At 42.0% G+C, this 22636-nt stretch carries 19 protein-coding genes; 9 read left to right on the plus strand and 10 right to left on the minus strand.

Going from position 1 to position 22636, the window contains the following annotated elements:
* Positions 1 to 69 precede the first annotated feature (69 nt).
* Complete coding sequence (locus CJF29_RS04365; protein WP_074559140.1) at positions 70 to 1743, minus strand: long-chain fatty acid--CoA ligase; 1674 nt, start codon at positions 1741 to 1743, stop codon at positions 70 to 72.
* Between the two features lie 110 nt (positions 1744 to 1853).
* On the opposite strand from CJF29_RS04365, the gene mtaB reads away from it, so the two are divergent.
* From mtaB to CJF29_RS04385, 4 genes are read left to right on the plus strand one after another with little or no spacing between them, the layout of a single operon-like run.
* The gene (gene mtaB / locus CJF29_RS04370) at positions 1854 to 3173 is read left to right on the plus strand and encodes a tRNA (N(6)-L-threonylcarbamoyladenosine(37)-C(2))-methylthiotransferase MtaB (RefSeq protein WP_099147275.1); all 1320 of its coding nucleotides are present in this window, start codon (positions 1854 to 1856) and stop codon (positions 3171 to 3173) included.
* 2 nt (positions 3174 to 3175) lie between these two features.
* Entirely contained in the window at positions 3176 to 4099 is a 924-nt protein-coding gene (locus CJF29_RS04375; RefSeq protein WP_074559138.1) for a lysophospholipid acyltransferase family protein, read from the plus strand.
* Positions 4096 to 5124, plus strand: a complete 1029-nt coding sequence (locus CJF29_RS04380; protein ID WP_074638124.1) for a glycosyltransferase family 2 protein — start codon at positions 4096 to 4098, stop codon at positions 5122 to 5124. Before CJF29_RS04375 ends, CJF29_RS04380 begins: the two co-directional genes overlap by 4 nt.
* Positions 5125 to 5127: 3 nt before the next feature.
* Complete coding sequence (locus CJF29_RS04385; RefSeq protein WP_074559136.1) at positions 5128 to 5652, plus strand: methylglyoxal synthase; 525 nt, start codon at positions 5128 to 5130, stop codon at positions 5650 to 5652.
* Positions 5653 to 5785: 133 nt separating this feature from the next.
* On the opposite strand, the gene folB is transcribed toward CJF29_RS04385, so the two are convergent.
* The 4 genes from folB to CJF29_RS04405 all read right to left on the minus strand — a co-directional run bounded on the left by folB (position 5786) and on the right by CJF29_RS04405 (position 12851).
* The gene (folB, locus tag CJF29_RS04390; protein ID WP_099147276.1) at positions 5786 to 6157 is read right to left on the minus strand and encodes a dihydroneopterin aldolase; all 372 of its coding nucleotides are present in this window, start codon (positions 6155 to 6157) and stop codon (positions 5786 to 5788) included.
* Complete coding sequence (locus CJF29_RS04395) at positions 6141 to 7193, minus strand: acyltransferase family protein (RefSeq protein ID WP_055235721.1); 1053 nt, start codon at positions 7191 to 7193, stop codon at positions 6141 to 6143. The genes folB and CJF29_RS04395 overlap by 17 nt, the downstream gene beginning before the upstream one ends.
* A 301-nt stretch (positions 7194 to 7494) precedes the next feature.
* Positions 7495 to 10176, minus strand: coding sequence for a 4-alpha-glucanotransferase (locus tag CJF29_RS04400; protein ID WP_099147277.1), 2682 nt, complete (start codon positions 10174 to 10176; stop codon positions 7495 to 7497).
* A 131-nt stretch (positions 10177 to 10307) separates the two neighbouring features.
* On the minus strand, positions 10308 to 12851 hold the full coding sequence (locus CJF29_RS04405) for an adenosylcobalamin-dependent ribonucleoside-diphosphate reductase (RefSeq protein WP_004299345.1): 2544 nt from the start codon (positions 12849 to 12851) through the stop codon (positions 10308 to 10310).
* A gap of 284 nt (positions 12852 to 13135) precedes the next feature.
* Between CJF29_RS04405 and CJF29_RS04410 the strand changes: the two genes are divergently transcribed.
* The 3 genes from CJF29_RS04410 (at position 13136) to CJF29_RS04420 (ending at position 14999) form a co-directional block, all read left to right on the plus strand.
* The gene (locus CJF29_RS04410; RefSeq protein WP_008024992.1) at positions 13136 to 13879 is read left to right on the plus strand and encodes an NADPH-dependent oxidoreductase; all 744 of its coding nucleotides are present in this window, start codon (positions 13136 to 13138) and stop codon (positions 13877 to 13879) included.
* Positions 13880 to 13986: 107 nt separating this feature from the next.
* Complete coding sequence (locus CJF29_RS04415; protein WP_099147678.1) at positions 13987 to 14400, plus strand: helix-turn-helix domain-containing protein; 414 nt, start codon at positions 13987 to 13989, stop codon at positions 14398 to 14400.
* A complete protein-coding gene (locus tag CJF29_RS04420) occupies positions 14370 to 14999 on the plus strand; it encodes an IS630 family transposase (RefSeq protein ID WP_255299464.1) in 630 nt (209 codons plus the stop codon). The genes CJF29_RS04415 and CJF29_RS04420 overlap by 31 nt, the downstream gene beginning before the upstream one ends.
* Positions 15000 to 15099: 100 nt before the next feature.
* Here CJF29_RS04420 and dnaA read toward each other — a convergent pair whose 3' ends face one another.
* The 3 genes from dnaA to CJF29_RS04435 all read right to left on the minus strand — a co-directional run bounded on the left by dnaA (position 15100) and on the right by CJF29_RS04435 (position 19026).
* Entirely contained in the window at positions 15100 to 16512 is a 1413-nt protein-coding gene (gene dnaA / locus CJF29_RS04425; protein ID WP_004299347.1) for a chromosomal replication initiator protein DnaA, read from the minus strand.
* A 351-nt stretch (positions 16513 to 16863) separates the two neighbouring features.
* The gene (locus CJF29_RS04430) at positions 16864 to 17757 is read right to left on the minus strand and encodes an MlaD family protein (protein ID WP_004299349.1); all 894 of its coding nucleotides are present in this window, start codon (positions 17755 to 17757) and stop codon (positions 16864 to 16866) included.
* Between the two features lie 9 nt (positions 17758 to 17766).
* Complete coding sequence (locus tag CJF29_RS04435) at positions 17767 to 19026, minus strand: N-acetylmuramoyl-L-alanine amidase family protein (protein ID WP_099147552.1); 1260 nt, start codon at positions 19024 to 19026, stop codon at positions 17767 to 17769.
* A gap of 81 nt (positions 19027 to 19107) precedes the next feature.
* Between CJF29_RS04435 and CJF29_RS04440 the strand changes: the two genes are divergently transcribed.
* Together CJF29_RS04440 and CJF29_RS04445 are read left to right on the plus strand one after the other, a co-directional pair.
* Positions 19108 to 20052 (plus strand): bile acid:sodium symporter family protein, encoded by a 945-nt coding sequence (locus CJF29_RS04440; RefSeq protein ID WP_008650145.1) that lies wholly within the window; start codon positions 19108 to 19110, stop codon positions 20050 to 20052.
* Between the two features lie 23 nt (positions 20053 to 20075).
* The gene (locus CJF29_RS04445; RefSeq protein WP_099147546.1) at positions 20076 to 20546 is read left to right on the plus strand and encodes a GNAT family N-acetyltransferase; all 471 of its coding nucleotides are present in this window, start codon (positions 20076 to 20078) and stop codon (positions 20544 to 20546) included.
* Between the two features lie 222 nt (positions 20547 to 20768).
* Here the strand turns inward: CJF29_RS04445 and CJF29_RS04450 are convergent, their stop codons facing one another.
* Both CJF29_RS04450 and CJF29_RS04455 read right to left on the minus strand, forming a co-directional pair.
* The gene (locus CJF29_RS04450; RefSeq protein WP_099147547.1) at positions 20769 to 21134 is read right to left on the minus strand and encodes an MmcQ/YjbR family DNA-binding protein; all 366 of its coding nucleotides are present in this window, start codon (positions 21132 to 21134) and stop codon (positions 20769 to 20771) included.
* Positions 21135 to 21277: 143 nt separating this feature from the next.
* A complete protein-coding gene (locus CJF29_RS04455) occupies positions 21278 to 22612 on the minus strand; it encodes a TPM domain-containing protein (RefSeq protein ID WP_099147548.1) in 1335 nt (444 codons plus the stop codon).
* Positions 22613 to 22636: the final 24 nt, after the last annotated feature.

Raw genomic sequence — 22636 nt, forward strand, 5'->3', positions numbered from 1 at the left:
ACCAACTTTTTTTATATATTTTTTTGTAACTAGCCACTTTTTCCCCACTTTCGTATGTTTAAAAACATGCTAATCGACAGCAATACTGTTATATAGGTATCTTTTTATGCTTCTTTTGGGAGTTTTTTCAAATTCCGTAGGATAAAGTTGGATTCTGCTGATTTTTTCATAAGCGGCTACATTGCTGTTCAGATTCTTAAGATTTTCATCCATGATTGTTTTCAGGTTATCCGGATTGTTTAATCCGAGAGAATCCAACGCTTCATAATCGGCATAAACGAGTGCTACTAATTTTTTGTTGCGTTCGATAACGAGACTTTCAAGAATGAAAGGTAGGTTATTCAGTTTTGTTTCCAACTCTTCGGGGAAGATGTTCTGTCCGTTTGAACTTAAGATCATGGTCTTGAGCCGTCCCCGGATGAAAATATTCCCGCTGTTGTCCATGCTACCGAGGTCACCCGTACGTAGCCAGCCGTCTTGTGTGAACACTTCCTCTGTTGCTTCCTGGTTCTTGTAATATCCTACCATCACGTTTTCTCCCCGGACTTGGATTTCTCCGGTTTCTGCTTCAGGGTTTTCCTTATAGATACGTGCTTCCATTATATCCAGAATCTTTCCGGAAGAGCCTTGTACAAATTCATCCCAAGGGGCATAGCTGATTAGTGGTCCACATTCCGTCATACCGTAACCGATAGTAAAAGGGAATTTAATTTTGTAGAAGAATTCTTCTACTTCTTTATCCATAGCGGCGCCACCGATAATGATTTCCTTAAACCGGCCTCCCAGTGCATCAATCAGTCTTTTGCGTATCTGGTTGTAGATCTGTGTGTCGAGCAGCGGAATATTGAGTGCCCACTTCATGCCTTTTTTATTAATGAGTGGTTGGATGATATTCTTATATATCTTTTCGATCACTAGCGGGACAGTAATAATAAGGTTGGGTTTCACTTCCTCAAAAGCCTTCATTATAATCTTGGGAGAAGGAGTTTTTCCAAGCAAAGTGACATGGGTGCCGACAGCAGTTGCTGTCAGAAAGTCGAACGCACAGCCGTATGCATGAGCGAGTGGGAGGAAAGAGAGTACCTTGTCTCCCTTTTTAAGAAGTTCGGTGCGGATACCGAAGGTAACATTTCCTGCCAGATTGTTCCCTGTCAGCATCACTCCTTTACTGAAACCGGTGGTTCCGGAAGTATAGTTTAATAGCATCACTTTGTCATTGGATAAAGTGGTATATTGAACATCTTCACGGGCAAATCCTTTCGGATACAAAGAATGCATTTCTTTATCGGTGTTTTTCAGAAACTTCTGTATGGTTTCTCCGTCACGTTGATAAAGACACCGGAAATCGGTCAGTGAGAATACGCCTCGCAGTCCCGTTAGTTTTTCCTCTTCCAGATTGTCCCAGATGCTGTCACTGGTGAACAGAAATATAGATTCGGAATGATTGACGATATGATGAACATCGTTGGGCGTAAAGTCTTGAAGGATGGGGACAATGATTGCTCCATACGTGATAGTTGCCATATAGGCGATGCACCAGTGAGCATTATTTTTGCCGATAACTGAAATCTTATCCCCTCTGCGGAGGCTACAGTGTTTGAATAACAGATGTAAACGGGCGATTTTTTCAGCTACCTCCCCATAAGTATATTGGGTATCTTCTCCATAATCGGTGTAACAAGGTAGATCCCAATTTTCACGAAAACTATTTTCGTATAGTTTAATGAAATTCTCTTTAATCATTGCACGTTTTTTAGTGAATTGTGCAAAAATAGGAATAAACTTTCGTATCCAAAAGCGTTTTACTAATAATAATGTGTAACTTTGCAAAGTTAATGTGTTTATAACAGCTTATGATAGATACCACTGTATTTCAAAATAAGACAGCCGTTTATTATACTTTAGGCTGCAAATTAAATTTTTCAGAGACTTCAACTATCGGTAAAATTCTGCGTGAGGCAGGAGTCCGGACTGCGCGTAAAGGAGAGAAGGCAGATATCTGTGTGGTAAATACCTGTTCGGTGACGGAGATGGCGGATAAGAAATGCCGGCAAGCGATTCATCGTCTGGTAAAACAACACCCAGGTGCTTTTGTGGTAGTGACCGGATGTTATGCGCAATTGAAGCCCGGCGATGTGGCAAAGATAGATGGAGTGGACGTAGTGTTGGGAGCTGAACAGAAGGGAGAATTGCTTCAATATCTAGGTGACCTCCAAAAGCATGAAAAAGGAGAAGCTATCACTACGACGACCAAGGATATCCGTTCTTTTGCTCCCTCGTGTTCACGGGGAGACCGTACCCGTTTCTTTTTGAAGGTGCAGGATGGATGCGATTACTTTTGTTCTTATTGCACGATTCCTTTTGCCCGGGGGCGAAGTCGTAACGGGACTATTGCTTCCATGGTTGAACAGGCCCGTCAAGCAGCTGCCGAAGGAGGAAAAGAGATTGTTCTGACCGGAGTGAATATTGGAGATTTTGGTAAAACAACAGGGGAGAGTTTCTTTGATTTGGTAAAAGCGCTGGATCAGGTAGAGGGAATCGAACGTTATCGGATATCTTCTATAGAACCAAATCTGTTGACCGATGAGATCATTGAATTTGTGTCTCACTCCCGTAGTTTTATGCCTCATTTCCATATCCCTTTGCAGTCTGGTTGTGATGAGGTTTTGCAATTAATGCGCCGCCGTTATGACACAGCTCTTTTTGCTTCCAAAGTGAAGAAGATCAAAGAGGTGATGCCGGATGCTTTTATCGGTGTGGATGTGATTGTGGGAACCCGTGGAGAAACGCTGGAGTACTTCCAACAAGCTTATCAGTTTATTGAGAGTTTGAATGTGACCCAGTTGCATGTGTTTAGTTATTCCGAACGTCCCGGAACGCAGGCCCTAAAAATAGAATATGTGGTTTCCCCGGAAGAGAAACATCAGCGTAGCCAACGTTTATTGACACTGTCGGATCAAAAAACGCAGGCCTTTTATGCTCGTCATATTGGGCAGACAATGCCGGTGCTGATGGAAAAATCGAAGGCAGGTGCTCCGATGCATGGATTTACGGAGAACTATATACGTGTAGAGGTGGAAAGCGATGATTCGCTGGATAATAGGGTGGTCAATGTACGTTTGGGAGATTTTAATGAAGAGATGACAGCACTTAAAGGTACAATTCTGATATAAGTATGGGATCAAAACTTATCTACTGGTTGGTATATAGTGGGATGTGGTTGTTTTCGGCACTTCCGTTCCGGGTTTTGTATATGTTCTCGGATTTGAATTATCTGCTGATGTATCATATTGGAAAATATCGCCGGAAAGTAGTTCGGGGGAACCTGTTGAGATCATTTCCGGAAAAAACTGATGCCGAGAGATTGCAGATTGAACGCAAATTCTATCGCTATCTGTCGGATTATATGCTTGAGGATTTGAAATTGTTGCATATGTCTGCCGAAGAGCTTTGTGTGAGAATGATTTATAAGAATACGGAACAATATCTGGAACTGACAGAAAAGTACGGAGGCATTATTGTGATGATTCCTCATTATGCCAATTATGAATGGTTGATTGGCATGGGTGCGATCATGAAACCCGGAGATGTTCCCGTGCAGGTTTATAAACCGTTGAGAGATCAATATCTGGATAAACTTTTTAAGCGTATCCGTTCTCGTTTCGGAGGATATAATATTCCCAAACATTCTACTGCACGTGAAATTATTAAGTTGAAGCGTGATGGAAAAAAGATGGTAGTCGGTCTGATTACCGACCAATGGCCCAGCGGATTTGATAGATATTGGACTACTTTTTTAGGGCAGGAGACTGCTTTTCTGAATGGTGCCGAGCGTATTGCTAAAATGATGAATTTCCCTGTTTTCTATTGCGAACTTAGTAAGAGACGCAGAGGATATTGTGAAGCGGAATTCAAACTAATGACGGAGACGCCGAAAGAAACCAAGGAAGGAGAAATCACTGAAATGTTTGCTCACCGATTGGAGCAGACAATTCGTAGAGAACCGGCATACTGGTTGTGGTCTCATAAACGCTGGAAATTAACCAGAGAGGAAGCTGAACAACAGGAAGAATTGAACAAGAAGAAAGAACAGCAATGAAAGTTTCAGTTGTAATCTTGAATTGGAACGGATGTGATATGCTCCGTACTTTTCTTCCGTCTGTTGTCCGCTATTCGGAAGGAGAGGGGATGGAGGTTTGTGTGGCTGATAATGGCTCTACAGACGATTCTGTGACTTTGCTTCAACAGGAATTTCCTTCTGTTAAGACGATTGTGCTCGATCAGAATTATGGTTTTGCAGACGGATACAATTTGGCATTACAGCAGGTAGATGCAGAATATGTAGTGCTTTTGAATTCGGATGTCGAGGTGACGGAGCATTGGCTGGAACCAATGGTTGCTTATCTGGATGCTCACCCGGAGGTAGCTGCTTGTCAGCCGAAGATACGGAGCCAGCGACAAAAAGAATATTTCGAATATGCCGGGGCAGCCGGTGGTTTTATTGATAAATATGGTTATCCTTTTTGTCGGGGGCGTATAATGGGCGTTGTGGAGAAGGATGAAGGTCAGTACGATACAGTGATTCCTGTTTTCTGGGCGACGGGAGCAGCCCTGTTTATCCGACGCGCTGATTATATGAATGCCGGAGGATTGGATGGGCGTTTTTTCGCACACATGGAGGAAATAGATTTGTGCTGGCGACTTCGTTCGCGAGGACGTGAGATTGTTTGTGTGCCTCAAAGTGTTGTCTATCATGTAGGGGGAGCTACTCTTAAAAAAGAGAATCCTCATAAGACTTTTCTTAATTTCCGTAATAATCTTGTCATGCTCTATAAGAATCTTCCACAGGAGGAGTTAAATAAAGTGATGCGTATCCGGGCCTGTCTCGATTATGTGGCAGTGTTTAACTTCTTGTTGCAAGGGCATTGGGACAATGCTCGTGCTGTTATGCGTGCACGAAAAGAGTACCAACAGCTACGTCCTTCATTTTCTTTATCCCGTGAAAAGAATATGAGAAAAAAAACTTTGAATCCGATACCTGAACGGACAAAAAGTAGTATCTTGTGGCAGTTTTATGTGAGAGGATGCAAAAGATTCTCTCAATTGTCGGATTTAAAAGGATAGCAAATGGAAGCAAAGGTTAGAAGAGGCATCGGGCTGGTAGCGCATGATGCGATGAAAAAAGATCTCATCGAATGGGTATTGTGGAATTCGGAACTGTTGATGGGAAATAAATTCTATTGTACAGGTACTACCGGTACTTTGATATTGGAAGCATTGAAAGAGAAGCACCCTGATGAAGAATGGGATTTTACGATTTTAAAATCAGGTCCGCTGGGTGGTGACCAACAGATGGGATCACGTATTGTGGATGGACAGATTGACTATCTGTTTTTCTTCACTGACCCTATGACACTGCAACCGCATGATACGGATGTGAAAGCATTAACCCGCTTGGCTGGTGTAGAAAATATTGTTTTTTGCTGTAATCGTTCTACGGCGGATCATATTATTTCCAGTCCGTTATTTATGGATCCTGACTACGAGCGCATTCATCCGGACTATTCCGGCTATACAAAGCGTTTCCAGGATAAACCTGTGGTGACGGAAGCTGTTGAATCAGTAAATAGAAGAAAAAAGAAGAGAAAATAAGCCGGTAGTTTACGGCTGTGAAAATAGGAGCAGATTTTGCTTAAAAAAGGAATGCAGATGATACGGATTACTTTATTAATATCGTATTATCTGCATTTCGTTATTTATGTTTCATTACCAACAATGTGATATCTTATTTCTTGCTGCAGTGTAGCTCAATTCCTGCGGACTCTATATCTGCTCCCATCGGTGGATTCCGTTTGGAAAGCCGGAGTTCTATTTCTTCAATACAGGGGAATTGGTCAAAGAGTTTTTGTATAATCCGTCCGCTCACGTGTTCCAGCAATTTTGAGGGAATAGCCATTTCATTTTTTATCACCTGATGTACTTCGGCGTAGTTGACGGTGTCGGTAACTTCGTCTGTCCGGGTAGCTTTGCTGATATCTACTTTCAGTTTCAGGTCAATGAGATATTCATTCCCAATCAGATTTTCTTGCGGTGCGACACCATGATAGGCGTAACAACGAATTTCTTTCAAAAGGATATAGCTACTGTTTATCTTCATATACTGTCTTTTTAGTGTGATCTTGTTTGACTTTTAACAGGTCTTTCTGTGCAACCATTTGTGGAATCACTTTAAGAAAGACGGGTGTGAGCAGAAGGCAGATGCTTAATGTTATAAGCAGAAGTGCGCTTGCCTGTGCCCAACTATTGTGAATATAACGGCTGACTAATGGACCTAAAAAATGAAGTATCGGTCCATGAATACTCAAGGTGATAATTGAATATCGTCCCAAGTAAGAAACAACCTTTATCTTTTTCACTTTTTTGCAAAGTAACATAATCATAAATATTCCTGCAAACGCAGCGATATATACTTGAAAAATATTTCCCGCATAATTGTTGGTACGCATACCCAATGTGGTAGCGGTAAAGTACATTACCACCAGTGCCAATACAATAAAAACCGGTATCAGTTTGTCGAAACGATGGCTGGGATATAGAAAGAAATTATACCGTCGGATCCAGAAACCGGCCACATAGAAGGGGAGGGCAGTCATGGAAACATCTATATACAGGGGTAACTCTATCTGTAATTTTCCGAGATAAAATCCTGCGCAACCAATCAGGATTGTCACAGCGAACATGACAGGCAGATGCTTTTCGCGCAGAAAGTGAATTAGATAAAACAGGATGTTGCAATTGAATAATGCGAGTAGAAACCAGATCGGTGGATTGAACTTGATAAGGTCGTGTCCATGAAATACAACCAAGAGTTCATTCCACGACACAGGCAGTTGAAATACCCCCGGAGCAATCTTCCAAACAATGTATTTCATTAGAAATGCACTTAGATAGAAGAAAAGAAAAGGAATAATCAATTTGTTTATTTTTCGCAGGATGAATCCGAGCAGGCCTTCGTATGATTTGAAAAACACTCCCGAGATAAAGAAGTAAAGCGGCATGCGGAAACAGGATAACATCGAATTCGTATCCAGTTGTTCGAAGGCCCCTCCAACGTGTGCCATTACCACAAGGATAATGCAGACTCCTTTGGTTAAGTCCACAAAATCAATACGTCTGCTCTGGTTGCCTTCCATTATCTCTTTTAATTTCTCTTTTTCGGCGCAAAGATACTTTATAAATCGGAATAAAAAGAGGAACATTGAAAAAATAAACGAATGATGCGAAAAGCGAAAAAGTATGATATATAGTAATGATATTATTGCGAAAAAAACGGTTGACTATGTTTTGAAACTCCTTATTTTACCTCTGTTATCAATATATCCTTGAAAAACGAATGACGCGGATCACATAGATTTTAGTGTTCTTAATCTAGTGTTATCCGCGTCGGTAGTGTCCGGAAAATATCCTTTTTGAAAGTTACTTGTATCTTTTATTCTATTTATTCGGATCTCTTCCTGTGTATTTAATCAGTTCACCAATCTTATCATTAAGTGTTTTTGCTTTCATCAACTGTTCCAGAGTGAGATGCATTCGGTATCTCCAGTAATTGCGTGGATTGGATGGAACATTAATTCGCTCTTCCGCCACATTCGGATTTCTCCATTTCCCGTCTATCGATAACCAATCCTGGAAAGACAAGATACAGAGAATGGAATTACTGTTGAGATGGTTGCGTACGATTTCCTCGCACAACTCCGGAGTGGCAGTTGTCGGTGCAACTCCGTAATGTCCTAACGTTGCATTATAGTAACGTTGGGTCTGTTGATAATCTTCTTCCCACCAGCCACGCAACGTAGACATATCGTGAGTGGAGATTGTGCAGACAGACCGGTACGGATACTCATTTAAATGCCCGAATTCATGCATCGGATTCTTAGGCATTCGCTGAATTTCCAGACTAAGAATCCGGAGATCATTCATCACCGATGACACACAAGCAGGAATCATCCCCAAATCTTCTCCACAAACCAACATGCGGGTTGATTGTGTCAGTTGAGGTAACTTCTTCATAGCCTGTTGATACCAGAACTCGTTGTGCCGGTGATAATAATACTGGTCGTATAGTCTGTTAAACGCATTTTTCTCTTCTTCGTTCAGCGACCGGAATACGAAATCCCGTTGCACACCGATGCGCGGGTGGTATTTACCTTCCTCTTTCTTATCCGCAACAAATAAGACGTTGCTGATTAATGAATAAAGCCCTTCCCGAATCCAGACACTATCTTCATCATTTCTACCGATAAAGAATTGTTCTACCTCCCGTTGTGTTTCGAATCCCGGTTTCATCCGATAAAGTCCGGAGTCATCAACCGATTCAAGGAAATCCTGTTTGACTAAATGGGTATGCGGTCCGAACAACTGTCCGAGGAAAGATTCATGGATGAATGGTAGCAGATATTCATCGCGGAACGTTAGACCATAACTTTCGATTTCTTCCCGGCTCATCGGCAAAGAAGGATCAAACTGGCCTAACAATCCGTGTACAGCGTGCATTGGTATTTCCCAAATACGGAAGAAACCGAGGATATGATCGATCCGGTAAGCATCGAAGTATTCCGCCATTTTCTGAAAACGCTTCATCCACCAGCGGTATCCGTCTTTTTCCATGACATCCCAGTTGTATGTGGGGAATCCCCAGTTTTGCCCGTTGATCGAGAAATCATCGGGCGGAGCACCCGCTTGTCCGTTGAGATTGAAGTAATGAGGTTCTGTCCAGGCTTCCACGCTGTTGCGGCTGATACCAATTGGAATATCCCCCTTTAATACAACACCGTGTTGGCGGGCATATTCGGTTGCAGACAACAATTGCAGATGCAAATGATACTGGATATAATAATACAACGAGATGTGAGGATAATCTGCTGTTCCCGGTTGGCACATTTTTTCTATATCTTCCGCTTGGTAAACAGAGTGTCTCGGCCATTGGCGGAAATTGGGCGTTTTGTAGGCATCGCGCAGATAACTAAAGACTGCATAAGGTTGCAGCCATTCCTTGTTCGTTTCAAAGAAATCTTTGAAACCTTTGGAAGCCAATACCTTTTCTCCTTCCTGTCGGAACAGTAAGTTGAAAAACTCCCATTTAGTTTGGTTGACCGCTTCGTAGTCAATAGCAGGGAGGCTGTTCAGTTCCTTTTGCTTCTTGCTGAATTTCGATACCGCTTCTTTATCTTTCAGAGTTCCCATTTGCCTGATATCCGCATACATCGGATGGAAAGCATAAATAGAAATGCTGTTATAAGGATAAGAGTCCGTCCATGCATGAGTCATGGTGGTGTCGTTGACCGGTAAAATCTGAATAACTTTCTGGCGAGTATTTACTGCCCAGTCTACCATACGTTTCAAGTCGCCGAAATCACCTACTCCGAAACTTTTCTCTGATTTTAAAGAAAATACGGGTATAGCGATTCCTGCCCCTTTCCATGCGGGAATGTCGAAATAAACATATCGGTCGGAAATCACGAGCGTTTCGTTGGTCTTCAGTTCCGGGTCTGCCAGATAGCGGTTAGGGTTTTTCTCCCAGCAGTCTGCTTTCTTTTCCTGTTTGTTGTAGAGGATGAATTTATATTCCAGCGGATATTTTAGTTTGCTGGCGTCCAGTTCTATCTGCCATTCCGGGAAATTGGTATCACTCATCAGCACCGCTTTCTCCGGGTCCCAGTGACCTAATGATTTCTGGTTGCCACAAATTGCCAGGCAATAATCTTTGTTGATACGTGGGGCGTAGGCCTTGATAACCAGTCCCTTCTTATATCTTTGCGGGATATTCTCTTTTTCAGGATGTGCCAGTAAGGCTTCTGTAAAAGCAGAACTATAAAGATACAGTTGTTCCGGGATATTTTTCCAGCAATCATTGATTCTGTATATCTTCCTGGAGCTGCCTGATAAGAAAATAGATCTCGAAAAACTGTCCCATTCCTTGCGGATAACTATTCCGTTTTGCTCTATCTGATAGCTATAATTGATAGTCATCCCTTCTTGAGGGACTTCAAGCTCAAGTTCTGCCGTCCAATAGATCCCATCGGTGGTGTGTAAAGGAATTGATTCCGGAAATAAGCCGGAAATCCTTACTTCTTCTCCCCAATTGGTGCGGTATTCAATATTAAATGATAGAATCATATATATTAGATTTTGATTGTATATGTAAGACACTGCAAGTATAAGACATTTTTTTGAATAAAAAATAAAAGGAGCCGCACCGGACTCCTTTTAATCTTTTGTTTATATATTAATTAACATACGTAGGACTATTATCCACATCTGGAAGCGCCGCAAGTAGTACAAATCAGACAGCCTTCCTGATAAACCAATGTCTCGTTGCCACAGTTCGGGCACTTCTTACCTTTGGCTTCCGTTCCATCCTGAATATACTTCTTCAATGCACGTTCTACACCGTTTTTCCAAGTGTTGATACTTTCACTGTTCAATTGCAGAGAGCCAACCAGTTTGATAACCTGTTCAATCGGCATCCGGTAGCGAAGCACGCCGGAAATCAATTTTGCATAGTTCCAGTATTCCTTGTTGAACTTCTCTGACAATCCTTCAATGGTCGTCTTATATCCGCGTTTGTTCTCGAATTGGAAGTCGTAACGTTTGGTACCGTCTTCATCCACATTTTTGATGATACGTCCGCAAGTCACGCTCTTAGGCAGCAAGATACCTTCGTCGTCATCTTGCAAACCAGTGAATATTTCATAAGGGTGTCCGTCCAATAATCCGACAAAAGCTACCCATTTTTCCTTGTTGTTCTGGAAACGGACAACGTCTGCTTCCAATATTCTCGGACGTACCTCTACAACCGTAGGCGGTTTGCAAGGAGGAAGTCCTTCTTTTTTGTCTTTATCCGATTTCGTAGAGATCAGCACTCCGGAGCGTGAACCGTCACGATATACGGTACAACCTTTGCAGCCGGATTTCCATGCCTCTACATACAGGCGGTTTACTAAATCCTCGTCCACATCGTTCGGCAGATTGATGGTTACGCTGATAGAGTGGTCTACCCATTTCTGGATTCTTCCCTGCATCTTCACCTTCATCAACCAGTCGACATCGTTAGAAGTCGCTTTGTAATAAGGAGATTTGGCAACCAGTTCGTCAATCTCTTCCTGAGTGTAACGTCTGGCCGGGTCGTATCCGTTAGCTTCCATCCAGGTAACAAATTTATGATGGAATACGATGTATTCTTCGAATGCGTCCCCTGTTTCGTCTACAAAGTCTACATGCACATTCGTATCGTTCGGGTTCACCTTTCTTCTACGTTTGTAAACAGGCAGGAATACAGGCTCGATACCCGAAGTGGTCTGCGTCATCAAACTGGTCGTTCCGGTTGGAGCAATCGTCAGGCAGGCAATGTTGCGGCGACCATATTTCTTCATGTCCTCATACAGTTTCGGGTCGGCTGCTGCCAAGCGTTGGATGAACGGATTGTTCTGTTCACGTTCGCTATTGTATATTTCGAAGGCACCGCGTTCTTTGGCCATTTCCACTGAAGAACGATAGGCACCGAGAGCTACTGTCTTGTGTACTTTTTCAGAGAATTCCGTTGCTTCTTCCGTTCCGTAGCGCAATCCTAATGCAGCAAGCATATCACCTTCTGCAGTGATCCCTACGCCGGTACGGCGACCTTGTCCGCTCTTCTTGTAGATTTTCTCCCAAAGTGCACGTTCCGCATGTTTTACTTCTTCGTTTTCCGGATCTTCGTCAATCTTGGTCATGATACGTTCGATCTTCTCTAGTTCGAGGTCGATAATATCGTCCATGATCCGTTGAGCGAGAGCCACGTGTTTTTGGAACAGGTCGAAATCAAAATAAGCATCCGGTTTGAACGGATTTACCACATAAGAATATAGATTGATAGCCAGTAAGCGGCAAGAATCGTAAGGACATAGAGGAATTTCTCCGCATGGGTTGGTAGATACCGTTCTGTAACCCAGGTCTGCATAGCAATCAGGCACAGATTCACGGATAATCGTATCCCAGAACAAAACGCCCGGTTCTGCCGATTTCCATGCATTGTGAACGATTTTCTTCCACAAGGTAGAAGCGTCGATTTCCTTGGTGAATGTAGGTTGGGCAGAGTCGATAGGATATTGCTGTACATACGGCTTTTCGTCTACGGCAGCCTGCATGAAAGCGTCGTCCAACTTGACAGAAACGTTTGCTCCGGTCACTTTACCTTCGGTCATCTTGGCATCAATGAATGCTTCCGAATCCGGATGCTTGATAGACACGCTCAACATCAATGCACCGCGACGTCCGTCTTGAGCTACTTCACGAGTGGAATTCGAATATCGTTCCATGAACGGAACAAGACCGGTAGAAGTCAACGCCGAGTTTTTAACGGGAGAACCTTTCGGACGGATGTGTGATAAGTCGTGACCTACACCACCGCGTCTTTTCATTAGTTGTACCTGTTCTTCGTCGATTTTGATAATAGCGCCATAAGAGTCGGCTGCACCGTCCACTCCGATAACGAAGCAGTTGGATAGTGAAGCAACCTGGTAGTCGTTACCGATTCCTGTCATCGGGCTACCTTGGGGGACGATGTACTTGAAGTGATCCAGTAAATCATACAGTTCTTTTGCTGTCAACGCATTCGGATACTTCGATTCTACGCGTGCCACTTCATTTGCAATTCTCCAATGCATGTCTTCCGGGGATTTTTCATAGATATTACCGAAAGAATCCTTTACTGCGTATTTGTTTACCCAAACCCTTGCAGCAAGCTCGTCGCCTTGAAAATATCGTAAAGATTCTTCATAGGCTTCGTCGTAAGAATAAATCTGTTTTTCCACGATTCAATTTGTGTTAAATCTCGTTTTTAATAAGTAATATGTAGAAGTTTACTTATCGTTAACAAATGTAGGCGCAAAGCTAAGAATGTTTTTTCATCTATCAAAATAAAAATGAATTAATTTATTAACAGGTTGCAAGTTTTCCATTTGTTTATGCTAAGTATTTGATAAACAGATAAAATTGAAATTTGTTCAAAGGTTAAAGTTTTCCAAAAAGAAAACTATTCTATTCCGCTAGTGTGGTGGAATATTTTTTTCTTTTTATATCTTTGCAGAAAAAAGATATGTTTGAAACCGTAAAGAATAGAAGAACTATCCGGAAATATCTGCCTAAAGATATAAATCCGAGTTTGTTAAATGATTTGCTTGAAACCTCTTTCCGTGCTTCTACGATGGGTGGGATGCAACTTTATAGTGTGATTGTGACTCGCGATGCGGAAATGAAGGAGAAACTTTCGCCTGCTCATTTCAATCAGCCGATGGTAAAAAATGCTCCAGTTGTACTGACTTTTTGTGCTGATTTCCGTCGTTTCAGCAAATGGTGTGAACAGCGGAAAGCAGTGCCGGGCTACGATAATTTAATGTCTTTTATGAATGCGTCTATGGATACTTTGCTTGTTGCGCAGACTTTTTGTACGCTGGCGGAAGAAGCAGGACTCGGCATTTGTTATTTGGGAACTACCACTTATAATCCTCAAATGATTATTGATACCCTCCAACTCCCCGAACTGGTATTCCCTCTTACCACAATAACGGTAGGTTATCCGGATGGTATTCCCGCACAAGTAGACCGTTTGCCTTTGGAAGCTGCCGTGCACGATGAAAAATATCACGACTATACACCGGAAGAAATAGATAAACTCTATGCCTACAAAGAATCATTGCCGGAAAACAAGCAGTTTATCGAAGAAAATAAAAAAGAAACATTGGCTCAAGTCTTTACGGACGTGCGTTACACAAAGAAAGATAACGAATTTATGTCCGAAAATCTATTGAAAGTACTTCGCCAGCAAGGATTCTTGAAATAAGTATTAAGTATTTTTCAAGTATTAAGTATAAAGTAAGTAGTTATTCATAATTATTTCACATATGTCGAAATTGCATTATCTTTGTCTCGAACCAAACCGCAAGACAAATGAAAATCAAGAAATTGACGTTGAGCGATTCCGAACGTCGGGAACTTACCACCGGTTTCCGTACAGGCGAAAGCCATTGTTTTCGTATGCGTTGCCGCGCCATATTGCTCAAAGCAGAGGGCTTGAGTGCGCCCCAAGTGGGAGCACAAACGGAAATGACCGCCCAAACCGTTGGCAGTTGGGTCAAACGTTTCGAAAACCAAGGAATCCAAGGATTATATACACGTCCGGGACAAGGTCGCAAAGCCATCATGGACTGTTCGGACGAGGAAGCTGTGCGCAAAGCCATCGAGTCGGACCGACAGAGTGTGCGTGCAGCCAAAGAAGCCTGGCAGAATGCTTCGGGCAAGGAAGCGAGCGAATCGACGTTCAAACGTTTTTTATCCGCATTGGCGCAAGATATAGACGTATAAGAAAACGTCCTAAGGGTAAGCCCTCGCCGCAGCTCTATGCGTATAAGACCGAGAAGCTGCAAGAACTTGAAGTACTTTTTGAAAAAGGCTCCATCGACCTCTTCTATGGTGACGAATCTCATATCTGCACGGAAGGCTATGTCCCTTACGGGTGGCAGTTTTCCGGAGAAGACGTTTACATTCCTGTCGAAAAAGCCAAACGGCTCAACATCTTTGGTATGATTGACAGGAATAACCGCTTTGAAGGTTTCTGCACCTGCGATTCTGTTGATGCAGAGAAAGTCGTGGATTTCCTCGACAGGTTCTCTTTCAAGCTCAACAGAAAGACATTTGTTGTGCTTGACAATGCAAGTGTACACCGTAATGAGAAAATAAAGCGAATGCGTCCAATATGGGAAAAACGGGGACTTTTTCTTTTCTACATTCCCCCATACTCTCCTCATTTGAACATTGTGGAGACCCTTTGGCGTATTATGAAAGGGAAATGGCTCCGACCGCAAGATTATGTCACTACAGAATCGCTGTTTTATGCCACAAATAGGGCTTTGGCGGCGATAGGAACACAACTGAATATTAACTTTAGTCATTATGCTGCTTAATTTTGATTAGTTACTTATTAAGTATTACCCTGGTGCGAAACCGCATAATAAAGCCTGTCCGTATGGATAATACTTAACACTTTATACTTAATACTTGATTTCAGTTTCTCTTTTTCAGTAACGATTCTATTTCCTGTACTTCTGCACTAAAGCTTTTGTCCACCTCCAATTGTCCTTTTACGGTTTTGCAGGCGTGAAGTACCGTTGCATGGTCTTTGTTACCGATAAACTTACCTATCTTAGAAGTTGAAAAGTCTGTGTGGTTTTTAGCTAGATACATGGCGATCTGTCGTGCTTGAACGACTTCCCTCTTTCTGGATTTTGTATGTATGGCAGACGGTTCCAGATCAAAATGTTTGCATACCACTTTGAGGATATCATCGATGGTAACCGCTTTCGTTTCGTTATGAACCACGCCATGTACAATGTGTTGTGCCAAATCCAAATCTATTTCTTTGTTGAAAATAGTGGAACGAGCCATGATAGCAATGACGATACCTTCCAGATCGCGTACACTTTCATTCACATTTTCGGCAATATAATCGATCACTTCCGGCGGGAATTGTAATCCGTCGCGGTGTATCTTGTTACGTAGAATGTTTTTGCGAAGTTCTACCGTCGGCTTTTCAAGCTCGGCTACCATACCCCATTTGAAACGGGTCAGGAGGCGTTCTTCAATACCTTGCAACAATACAGGAGCACGGTCTGAAGTTAATATAAGCTGTTTGCCGTTCTGGTGTAAATGATTGAAGATATGGAAGAAGTTGTTCTGCGTCTTGGTGACACCGGCAAACTCCTGAATATCATCAATGATTAATACATCGATCGTCTGGTAAAAGTTAATAAAGTCGTTGGTCGTGTTATTGCGTACAGAATCCGTATATTGTACCTGGAACAAATGTGCCGAAACGTACAATACTCTTTTCTCTGGATAAATTTCTTTGATTTTCGTGCCTATTGCGTTTGCCAGGTGCGTCTTTCCTACTCCGGATGCCCCATAAAGGAATAACGGATTGAAAGCAGTCCCTCCCGGTTTTTGCGCTACGGCTTCCGCCACACTTCTTGAAAGTTTATTGCTGTATCCTTCAATGAAGTTCTCAAAATTATAATTGGGATTCAAATGCGGGTCCAAATCCTGAACGGCAGGGGCCTGTAGGAAGCTGGGAGCTTTGTTTCCTCCGATTATGCTTTTGGGAGTAACAGCCGTAGAACGATTGCTTGCTTCGAGATTCACGGTTTGATTCGGAATCGAAGTCTTGTCCACCATGACATTGTACATCAACTTGGTTCCTTCGCCAATGACCTTATATAATGTCTTACGTATAAGATCTACGAATCTCTCTTCCAGTATTTCATAGAAAAACTGGCTCGGGATCTGTAAGATCAACGTTTTGTCCTCATATTTCAACGGAACAATAGGGGCAAACCAAGTATTATATGTCGTCTCGGGAACATTGTCTTTAATAACGTCGAGACAGCGGTTCCAAAGTACGACATGATTTGATTCAATCATAGTAACTTTTAATACATTTATTAATTAAGCAAAACTTCTACGTTTGCAAAATTGGGAATCTTATTCGGAAAAAACAAATCTATTTTTTCTTGTTTTTTTCATGCTAACAATAATGTGTTTACTTTCAATGACTTATGCGTTTGTTGTCGGACACACTCTGTTTACCCTCTCTTGCAGTTTTGTAAGTATCTGTATGTTAATGTCTTATATATATAATTTTAGCCTTTTTTCTCACTTTTGTACGTTTGTACGGGAATATTATTTCGGTTTGTAGATAGACATTTGAAGAGCAATCTACTTTCTTTTGAAAGCCCTTCGTTATTTAGATAAAATCTATATAACGATAATTTGCTACTTGTCTTTCTTGCCGAATAATGAGAAGTGAACGTACCGTTTCGGATGCTCTTTCAGGTCTTCTAATAAGCTGGCTGCATTTTCAGTTGTTGCATTCAGATTATTGTATAAAGTCGGGTCGTTGAAGAGCAGTCCGATAGTGTTATCTTTGCTGTTTAATTTTTCTGTAAGTATTTTTACGTTAGCCAGCGTTTCGTCTATTTTTTTGAAAGTGGCTGCATAGTCTACTTCTTTCAAATTTCCGCTGATGACAACGAAGTTGTCTCCGATGGTGTTCAGTTTACTGGTGAGTTGAGGTATGTCATTACTCATCAGCCCTTTTACCTGCGAACTGACTACTGCCAGGTTGGCGGTTGTCTTCTCTATCGAGTGCAGGGTGGCAGGGATGCTCTTGTCTCCTAATATATTGTTCAGAGAGATGAGGATAGAATCCAGTTTCGGAAGCATTTCTTCTACCTTTGGGATCAGTTTCGCCGCGCTTTCCATCATTCCGTTGTTCAGTGTGCCGGGGATCGTATCTCCTACGGCATATTTTTCGCGCGGGTTGTTTGCCAGAAGAATATTCATGCGTACGCCTCCCATAAGTTCGGATACAAGCTCGGCACTACTTCCTTTGGGAATCCGCAGTTCCGTGTCCAGTTCCACTTCGACAATTACATTTCCGGGTTTGGCATAATCATAATAGATGTCACGCACGATACCTACACGAACACCGTCGGCAAATACCGGGCTTGATTTGGTGAGTCCGTTTACATTTTCAAATTTGGCATAGAAATAGCTGGAAGGTTGAAACATGTGTATACCTTTCAGCCAGTTAATTCCGTATATAAGCACACATAGTGCAACGATACCTGCAATACCTATTCTGACTTCTTTTGTAATGTACTTCATTTTATCTTTTTATTTATTTCTTCTTTTCTTGAATTCGGCAATCGCTTCATTGACGTTCATTTTCTCGCCGTTCCGGAAAGCGATGATAAAGGCGTCTTTGAATTGTGCCGTAATGGTGCGCTTCGTACGCAACACCTTGTTATAATCGGCGGAGGCTCCATACGTATATTTGTATATTCCCCCTTCCTTATAATAGTCTACATCTTTCAGTCCTTTCAGCCGTTTGTCGTTTTTGGCGAGAGGTTTGGAAGAAGTAAGTATCTGTATCTTAAACGTAATTTCACTGTCATTGGTTGCACTCTCTACTACAATTGGGCGTTTCGGTGCTGTTTTTGCTGTCGCGGCAGGTTTTGTTTTTGCTTCGGCCAATAGCTTTTCCTGTTGGGGAGCTGTGTTCACACTTTCGGTATCCTTTTGGGCAATTGCCGGGGCATTGTCTTCTTCCTGTTCGGTTGGGACGATCGTTTTGCTGACTCCCGTTAGGCGCAGTTCATGTTCTCTCTTATAATTTAAGAAAGCACGGTAGATGCCTTTTGCCATGGTGCCGGCCCCTTCTTCGGTATTCAGATAGCGTTCCTCTTCGGGCGTAGAAATAAATCCTAGTTCTATCAGAATGCTCGGCATGGCACTCGCTTTTAAGACAAGGAATCCGGCTTGATGCACTCCACGGTCTGCCCTTCTACAAGTTTGGCGAAATTGTTTCTGCATCAGCGAAGCCAGGTGTACACTCTGCTCCATGTATTTATCTTGCATGAATTCAAATATAATATATGACTCGGCAGAGTTCGGGTTGAAACCGGCATATCTTGTTTTGTAGTCACTTTCGTAGAGGATTACGGAGTTCTCTCGCTTGGCAACTTCCAGATTTGCGTCTGATTTGGCCAAACCCAGTGTCCAGGTTGAAGCACCTTTTGCGGTACGATTGTTAGCCAGTGCATTGGTGTGAATGGAAATAAAGAGATCAGCCTTCGCGTTGTTGGCAATTTCTGCGCGTCGGTCTAAAGGGATGAATACATCTTTGCTACGGGTGTAAATCACTTTGACGTCGTCGCAATTCCTTTTAATCAGATTTCCCACTTTCAGGGCAACGTTCAGATTGATATTTTTCTCTTTCGAGATTTTGCCGATGGCGCCCGGATCATGTCCGCCATGTCCTGCGTCAATAACTACTACAAAATCCTTCCCCCATAAGTGGTTAGTACATGAGGGTAGAAAAAGTAGCCAGAGGCAAATGAATATGTATAATATGTACGGTCTATTCAGTTTCATATCTATAATACGGTGCAAATGTAGTAGAAATTTGTAGAAAACTCATTATTTGCCATTAAGTTTTGTGTTTTTTTCGGTTTAATGGTAGCTTTTTTCCTGAAATCTCCGTTACTTTGTGCTTCGAAGTTAAAATGTACGACGATGCTTAAGTTTTTGAAGAATTGGACGTTACCTATTGCTATGCTGGTAGGTGCTATAGGTTATCCGCTGTTTATCAGCCTTTCTTTTCTGACTCCCTATCTTATTTTTACGATGTTGCTATTGACCTTCTGTAAGGTATCTCCTCGTGATTTGAAGCCTAAACCTCTCCATTTGTGGTTGTTATTGATTCAGATTGGCGGAGCGTTGGCTGCTTATTTGTTGCTTTATCGCTTTGATAAAATAGTAGCAGAGGGAGTGATGGTTTGTATTATTTGTCCTACGGCTACGGCTGCTGCGGTGATTACTTCCAAGTTGGGTGGGAGTGCAGCCAGTCTGACCACTTATACATTGATAGCAAATATCGGTGCGGCTATTGCTGTGCCTATTCTTTTTCCTTTGGTGGAGGTGCATCCTGATGTCACTTTTTGGGAGGCGTTTCTTGTTATTTTAGGTAAGGTATTTCCGTTGTTGATTTGTCCTTTTTTGGCTGCCTGGTTGTTGAGTAAGTGTTTGCCAAAGGTGCATCAGAAGTTATTGGGCTATCATGAACTTGCTTTTTATTTGTGGGCTGTATCTTTAGCTATCGTAACAGCGCAGACGTTGTATTCCTTGCTCAATGACCCAGCGGATGGTTTTACGGAAATCATGATTGCTGTCGGAGCACTGATTGCTTGCTGTTTGCAGTTCTTTTTGGGGAAGACAATCGGCTCAATTTATAATGACCGTATCAGTGGCGGGCAGGCGTTGGGACAAAAGAATACGATTCTGGCTATTTGGATGGCACATACTTATTTGAATCCATTGTCTTCTGTGGCTCCCGGTTCGTATGTGTTGTGGCAGAATATAATCAATTCGTGGCAGTTGTGGAAAAAGAGAAAGAGATAAAATAGTGAATAATTAGGGATTATATGATTACTATAAGGATAGCTTTAAATACGGATATAGAGAAAATTCAGTCTCTATATCGAAACACAGTGTTAGTGATAAACAGGCGTGACTATTCACAGGCCGAGGTTGAAGATTGGGCATCGTGCGGAGATGATCCTTCTAAAATAGAGGGTATGATAAAAACTCACTATTTTATTGTTGCTGTTAATCGGCAATCTGAAATCGTCGGTTTTTCATCCATTACACCTCAGGGCTATTTGCATTCAATGTTTATTCATAAGGATTTTCAGGGCAAAGGTGTTGCTACACTATTGTTGAATGAGATAGAACGTTATGCCGTCGCAGCCGGGATTACGCGGATTACCTCTGAAGTGAGTATAACAGCCCGTCCATTTTTTGAAAAGCGAGGGTATATAGTAGAAGTAGAGCAAAAACGCAGGGCTAATCAGCTGTCTCTTACTAACTATTGGATGGCCAAAAGCCTTGTATGATGAAAATTTATAATGGTCGTGTCCCGGCATGTGGCGTGTTTTGTGGTGGGTGTCCTACCTATACACGGCAAAAAAATCCTTGTCTGGGAGCGCAATTGAATAGTGCACGCTGTGAAAAATGTAAAACATTCCCCAACACAAGACATCGGAGCTGAAAATGAAAACGATGGAAAGAATATTTGAAATAAAAGACCTGAAAGCACTGGAAGACTTTTTGCAATCTCAAACAGAAACCCGTTCTTTCTTTGTCAGACTTTTGACTACAATATCATAGGATTTGCTTACGAGTTCTTTGATCTTATCATCAGATACGTCTTGATTGAAATAAACGCTGATCCAATATTTCCTATTCATGTGCCAGCCTGGTTTTATACCGGCATATTCAGTTTGCAGTTCTCCAGATTCGTCAGGGTTACATTTGATGCAACAAAAATCGAAAATCTCAATGTTAACGAAACAAAACCATTTGTCCGCAACATAAAAGCATAGAACGTCACGGCTATATTGGTCGGGTACATTGGGAAAAGGCATCTTCTCGTGAACTCCTTTAAAAGACAGACAATATTCTCTAAATTCTTCTATATTCATTTCACTTTTTTATGTTCGGTTATCTATGCAAAAATAGTTAGAATAAGGGAGTGGATAACCATCTTTCTATGAAAATATTCAGGTGAGATGTGTTTTCATGTCCTTTATTTGGTTAGTCGACTTCTTCGGATGGATAGTTGATCTTAAAAACTACTTGACGCTCCACCGCCACCGCTATGTCCACCACCAAAACTGCCGCTACTACTTCTACTACTGCTTCTGCCACTACTACTGTGACTATTACTAGAACTGTCACTATTGGGGGGTGTCTTGCGGGGGATCTTCTGTGTTGTCTGCTTTTTATCTCCGCACATCAGGCAAAGATAGTCGGCAACCTCCAATCCGGCATCGGAATATGTGGGCTCTTTAATTGTTTTCCACGGGCTGATACGCTTGGAAGCAATGGTGTGGCATTGATTACACATCCTATATTCGCTTATGGTGATAGATTTATACCGTAAAAGCCAGCCGCAGGAAGTACATTGATAAATACGGTGGATAGCAGAACCTAGTTTGTGTTCCATTTGTTCGGAAGCAGATAATAAAGGGGTTGCAAGCTCATTGGGTAAAAGTTGTAAAGCTACAGCTTTGCAAGAGTCGCAGGTCTTACTCTGCAAAATAACACGTTGTTTTTGGTAGAACTTGTACCATAAGGATGCCGCAATAAGTGCAGGGCAGACCGGAAAAAACAATACAAGACATCCAAGTGGGCTGTAATGTGTCAGGACTTTGATTGCTGCTAATGCTGAACTGTCTTTGGGGCGAGCTTTGTTTACTTTCATGCGATAAGTGAGAACATTTACCAGTATCAAGAATATCCAAAGCATGAGCGGTTGATTTGCCAGAAAATTCCACAACGTATTGCTGGCACTTTTCCAGTAATTATCAGAAGTGCCTTGAGAAACGGGCTCATAGTCGCTTCCATAAAGCACCAATGTTACAGCCCGGACTCCCTCTGTTATTCCTCTGTCAAAGTCGTTTTTTCTAAACCACGGAACCATTTCATTCTGTTGAATGCGAAAGCATAAAGCGTCGGGAAGTACTCCTTCCAAACCGTATCCGGTTGCGAAAGTGACTTTACGTTGATCGAGCACTAAAAGAATCAGTAATCCGTTGTCGTCCGCTTTCTTTCCGATGCCCCAGTGTTCAAAAAGCTTGTGGGCAAACTCTGCCGGAATATCTTCACCGATAGAAGGGAGTGCAACAACTGTCACTTCAATACTCAATGAATCTTCTAACTGTGACAACATATTATTTATTTCCCACACATAACTTTCATCCAATATCTGATTCGGATTGCTGACCCAATTGGAAGAGCTTTCATTACGCGGATTGGGGACATCTGTTACTTTATAAATATCTACTGTTTGTTCGTGCTCTAAAGCCAATGCAAAAGCATGACTACCAAAGGTATAACAGAAAACAAGAAGTAATATCCGGACTATTCCCCTGAAACTTTTTTGTGTTTTATCTTTCATTATTGTGTTATTAACTGATTGTTC

This window comes from Bacteroides celer (assembly GCF_002632415.2).
Taxonomy (GTDB): domain Bacteria; phylum Bacteroidota; class Bacteroidia; order Bacteroidales; family Bacteroidaceae; genus Bacteroides.